This is a genomic window from uncultured Acinetobacter sp. (assembly GCF_947624825.1).
Lineage (GTDB): Bacteria > Pseudomonadota > Gammaproteobacteria > Pseudomonadales > Moraxellaceae > Acinetobacter.
On sequence record NZ_CANQLZ010000097.1, the window covers coordinates 1 to 5,163 of the forward strand.

3 protein-coding genes and 1 pseudogene are annotated in these 5,163 nt (G+C 46.0%); all 4 read left to right on the forward strand.

What is annotated here, in order from left to right; all coding sequences use genetic code 11:
• Positions 1–267 precede the first annotated feature (267 nt).
• Complete coding sequence (locus Q0017_RS13175; RefSeq protein WP_298147723.1) at positions 268–1,134, forward strand: YafY family protein; 867 nt, start codon at positions 268–270, stop codon at positions 1,132–1,134.
• Between the two features lie 10 nt (positions 1,135–1,144).
• Positions 1,145–1,756 (forward strand): DUF1819 family protein, encoded by a 612-nt coding sequence (locus Q0017_RS13180; protein WP_298147726.1) that lies wholly within the window; start codon positions 1,145–1,147, stop codon positions 1,754–1,756.
• Positions 1,757–1,775: 19 nt separating this feature from the next.
• Positions 1,776–2,351: a DUF1788 domain-containing protein gene (locus tag Q0017_RS13185; RefSeq protein WP_298147729.1), complete on the forward strand. Its 576-nt coding sequence runs from the start codon at positions 1,776–1,778 to the stop codon at positions 2,349–2,351.
• Positions 2,352–2,391: 40 nt separating this feature from the next.
• A pseudogene (brxC, locus tag Q0017_RS13190) lies at positions 2,392–5,085 on the forward strand (BREX system P-loop protein BrxC); the annotation flags it as partial.
• Positions 5,086–5,163 lie beyond the last annotated feature (78 nt).

Below are 5,163 nucleotides of genomic sequence, written 5' to 3' on the forward strand. Positions count from 1 at the left end.
GTCAGATTAATTTTAAAACCCGGGAATAATTTAATACTTTTACGAAATCTAAAACCCATATTGCTCTCATTCTAAAATTTAGCTCAATTTACGCTCTACACCAGGATCCATGATCTGCTAGAGATCTTACTTTGACAGCTATCATCACGATATTAGTATATTTTTTATCTGGTGATTGCAATACTACCTTTAAATACCGTCAAAAATGTTTACTGTATATTTGCTGTAGGGTAATCTTAAAGCTGCTATTTATTGACTGATTGGTATATGACGACAGATAAGCATGAAGTCCTGCTACGAATGCGAGCGATCGAGCTGCTTGCTTACTGGGAAGGTCGTTTGGTTACCAATCGTTTAATGAGCTGGTTTGGGCTCAGTCGACAGCAGGCTTCTGCGGATATCAAGCGTTACAATACGCTGTATAACCCAGATGCCTTGGTCCATGATCCCTCCGTAAAAGGCTATGTGCCTAAAGCCACGTTTCAACCGGTGCTGACTACCGTACATATCAATGAATATCTCAATATGCTGTCAGGTTTGGTCAGTGAATCGCATACCCTGATTGCGACACCAGAACCGAATCTTGCAGCAGTTCAATTACCTGATCGCAGTGTACGTCCTGAAGTGATTCGGGAAGTTTTGCGTGCCTGCCGAAACCAAAACACTTTAAAAATGATTTATGCCTCGATGCAGAATCCGCAGTGGCATGAACGCATCATTTCCCCACACACCCTGGTGTATACCGGTTTTCGCTGGCATGTCCGTGCCTATTGCCATCAGACCAAGCAGTTTAAGGACTTTTTACTCTCTAGAATTGATCGTACACCTGTTGTGGTGGCGATTGAGTCAGTAGACCCTGCTCAGGATCAGCAATGGCATGAAGAAATTGTACTGACGCTGATCCCTAATCCAAAATTGAACTCATCACAACAAGCGCTGGTCGAAAAAGACTTCGGCATGCCTGATGGCAGATTACAGATTCCGGTGAAAAAAGCCCTAGCTCACTATACCTTGCAGCGATATCAGGCCGCGATCACGCTGGCTGAGGCGGAAGATGCCTTGAAATATCCCTTAGTGTTACAAGGCTCAGATATCGAAAAGCTGTCGTCTGACCTGTTTGATCAGGCCTCATAGGAGATTGGCTATGTTAGAGCAATTTCATTATGACAGTGACCTGATTGGTGGCTCCCTGATGGTGCGTGAAAGCCGGCTGATCGCGGATCTGTTATTACGAGAAGCGACTCCAGAACAATGGCATCAGGCAATTCAGATTGACAATATTCTGCAAAAAAGAACGCCTGCTTCAGCTCAACGCAATGCCACCGCCATTCGTAAGCGTCTGGAGCGCTTAGAGCCTGATTTCTGGAAAGCTTTGCGGGATGGGGATGATGAGCTGGCGACTCAGGTGGCTTTTTGTGGGGCACTTGAACGCAACCTGTTGCTGCTCGAGTTTATGGAAACAGTGATGAGAGAGGCCTATATCTCCCAGGCTCAATACCTGGACAGTTATATTTGGTCAGATTTTCTGGATGAGCGCTCACAACGCGATCCGGATATCTGTGAATGGAAAGAGTCCAGCAAGAAAAAAATGGGGCAGGTGGTGTTTCGCATGCTGGCAGAAGCCGGTTACTTAAAAAGTACCCGTACGCTGGAGTTGCAGCGTGTGATCGTCAGAGCAGAGCTGCGTAGCCTGTTGGAAGAACATTATAAACAACGTATTAAAAGATCTATGGAAGTGTCGCTATGGACGCGGTAGTTGTTGTAGAGGGGCAGCAATGAGTCAAGCAATACATGAGCGTCTGAATCAGATTCCAGAGCGAATTCTTTCAACCGAGTTTTTAACCGGTCAGGGGCTAGGCAATGAAATTGGATTCTGGATTTTTGATTATGCGCCTGAAGATGAGCTGAAAGTCCGCGAATATATTCATTTTCTGGAAGGGATGCTGGAGAAAAAACACAGTGAACTGAAGGTGGTGAATATTAATCTGCTACAAGCAGTGGTGGATTACCTGGCTGAGCGCAACTTTATCGATAAAGCCATTCAGATGCAAAAAGCCAAAGGCGATGAGGCGCTCATCAAAGCACTGAAAGGTCCATTGCATATGGATAAGTTTGCGCCGTATCTGGTGAGCAAATATGCCACCAATGAGCAAGATATAGTGTTGATGACGGGGGTGGGGTCGGTTTGGCCGCTATTACGTGCACATCATTTGTTAAACAGTTTGCATTCCTTGCTGGGGCATAAGCCGGTCGTATTGTTTTATCCGGGCTATTACGACGGTCAGGCCATGAGTTTATTTGGAAAAATCCCAAGCAACAATTACTACAGAGCCTTCAGATTGGTGCCATAAGCACGACAAATAGCCATAAAAATTCGGGGAATTGATTGAGATGAATATTAAAGAACTTTTTTACAAGCCATTAGATCGTGCAATTAACGGGGTGGTGAAGGCAGATCAGGATGATAATGCCACGGTTTACCAGGAGCTGGATGAGTACGTGGTCACCAATGAACTGGAAAAGCATTTTCGTGACTTTTTCCAGTCCTATGGTACAGACCTCAGCGACCCTTCGATTGCCAATCGTGTCGGCGTGTGGATTTCAGGGTTCTTTGGTTCAGGTAAATCGCATTTTCTGAAAACCTTGTCCTATATTCTGGCCAATAAAGTGGCAAGCGATGCTGAAGGTAAGGAACGTAGCGCAGCCGAGTTCTTTGATGAATCTAAAATCCGTGATGCGTTTATCCGTGCCGATATTGGCAAGGCCGTCAGCCATCATGCCGATGTCATCCTGTTTAACATCGACAGTAAAGCCAGTTCCAATGACGATGGCAATCCGATCCTGAATGTGTTTTTACGGGTGTTTAACGAGTATCAGAGTTTTAGCGCTGATCATCCACACATTGCCCATATGGAGCGCCACCTGAGTCAGAAAGGGGTGTATGAACGCTTTAAACAGGCTTTTGAGCAGTCCAGTGGTCTCTCTTGGCTGGATGAACGTGATGGCTTTCAGTTTTATCAGGATGATGTCGAAACAGCGATTTCTCAGGCACTGAACCTATCCGCTGAAGCTGCGCATAAATGGTTTGAAGATTCTGAGCAGACCTTTAGTGTTTCGGTGGAAAACTTCTGTCAGTGGGTCAAAGAATACCTGGACAGTAAAGGACCACAGCAACGGATGCTGTTCCTGGTCGATGAAGTGGGCCAGTTTATTGGTAGTGATACCCGCTTGATGCTGACCCTGCAGACCATTACTGAAAATCTGGGCACCATTTGTAAAGGCCGGGCCTGGATTATTGTCACCTCACAAGCGGACATCGACGCGGTTTTAGGCGAGCTGTCTTCTTCCAAAGCCAATGACTTCTCTAAGATTGCCGGACGTTTTAAAACCCGTTTATCACTGTCCAGTTCCAATACCGATGAAGTCATCCAGAAACGTTTACTGCGCAAGACCCCGGAAGCTGAAGCACTGCTCAGATCGGTGTTTGAGCAAAAGGGCGATATCTTAAAAAACCAGATTACCTTTGACCGTTCAGGACCAACACTGAAAAATTTCGATGGTCCTGACAGCTTTGTGAATAACTATCCTTTTGCGCCGTATCATTTTCAACTGGTGCAGAAAGTTTTTGAAGAAATCCGTAAAGTCGGTGCGACCGGTGCACATCTGGCCTATGGTGAGCGATCTATGCTGGATGCGTTCCAGATGGCCGCTAAAGCCATTGGAACGGATGAGGTGGGGGCTTTGGTTCCATTCCACCGATTCTACAGCTCAGTAGAAGGATTTCTGGATACAGCGGTTAAACGTACTATCGACCAGGCCGGTGAGAATAAGACTCTGGATGGTTTTGATGTACAGATGCTGCGTACCCTGTTCATGATCCGCTATGTCGATATCATTAAAGGCACACTGGATAATCTGGTGACCTTGTCGATTGAGAAAATTGACGAAGATAAGCTGGCATTACGCAAGCGGATTGAAGAAAGCCTGCTGCGTCTGTAAAAGGAAAGCCTGATTACCCGCAATGGCGATGAGTTCCTGTTCCTGACCAATGAAGAACGTGATATCACCCGAAAAATTAAAGCCACTGACTTAGCTGCTTCAGAAGAAAATAAAGAGTTAGCCAATCTCATTTTTAAAGATTTACTCCGGGATCAGAACAAGTACCGCCATCAGGCCAATAAAATGGACTATGTGGTGGGTCGTTTTCTGGATAGCCATAGCCTAGATGGCAAGTATGAGAGTGATTTGAAAGTTGAAATCATTTCTCCTTTAGATACTGAATACAACCTTTACAGCGAAGCCTTTTGTATTGGTAAAAGTGCTGAAGGACAGGTGCTCTTTAAACTCGGTGATGACAAGCAGTTCTTTAATGAGCTCAGAACTTGGCTGAAAACCAATAAATTCATTCGTTTAAATGATGATGGCACCCAGTCCGATATCACCCGTATTCTGACAGACCGTGGCCGTGAGAACCAGGAACGTAAAAAACGTCTGCGTGCCCGGGTCGAGGAAATGTTGCTGGACGCGGAAAGTTATGCCTTGGGTCAACATCTGCAGCTTTCATCTTCTAGCCCTTCCAGCAAGCTGGATGAGGCGTGTCGTTATCTGCTGGAAAACACCTATACCAAACTGAGCTATCTGCAGGTCTATCAGCAGGATGCTTGGCGTGAACTGAACGCCGTATTGACTGTAGATGATATGGCACAGCTGGGATTATCCCTAGATGGTGGGCAGACGAATCCGAAAGCCCTACAGGAAGTGGAACAGTATATTTCGCTGCGTGCAACCGGTACAGAACGTATTCTGGTGTCTGACGTGGTCGAGCGTTTTGCTAAACGTCCTTATGGTTGGCCGGATGCCGAGATTTTACTACTGGCAGGTCAATTGGCTGCGATGGGACGAATTTCGCTGCAGTTAAATGGGGGAACCTTGCAGCTGAAAGATGCGCTGGAACCTTTACAGAACAGCCGCCGTCGCCGTGAAGTTGCCATCATTAAAAAGCGTCAGACTGATGATCAGATATTGAAACAGGCGCGTCAACTGACTCAAGACTTGTTCTCTGCAATGGGACCATCGACAGAAAAAGTGAACCGTACCGGGTTTGTCGGAGACCAAGCTTTCTGAGAGAATGTCCCGATGAAAAAAGTAAAATATACCCCTGAA

What these genes read in the sequence shown, in the direction of transcription:
- Q0017_RS13180 (WP_298147726.1), top strand. Translation starts at nt 1,145, where the DNA reads ATGTTAGAGCAATTTCATTATGACAGTGACCTGATTGGTGGCTCCCTG.
- Q0017_RS13185 (WP_298147729.1), top strand. Translation starts at nt 1,776, where the DNA reads ATGAGTCAAGCAATACATGAGCGTCTGAATCAGATTCCAGAGCGAATT.
- Q0017_RS13175 (WP_298147723.1), top strand. Translation starts at nt 268, where the DNA reads ATGACGACAGATAAGCATGAAGTCCTGCTACGAATGCGAGCGATCGAG.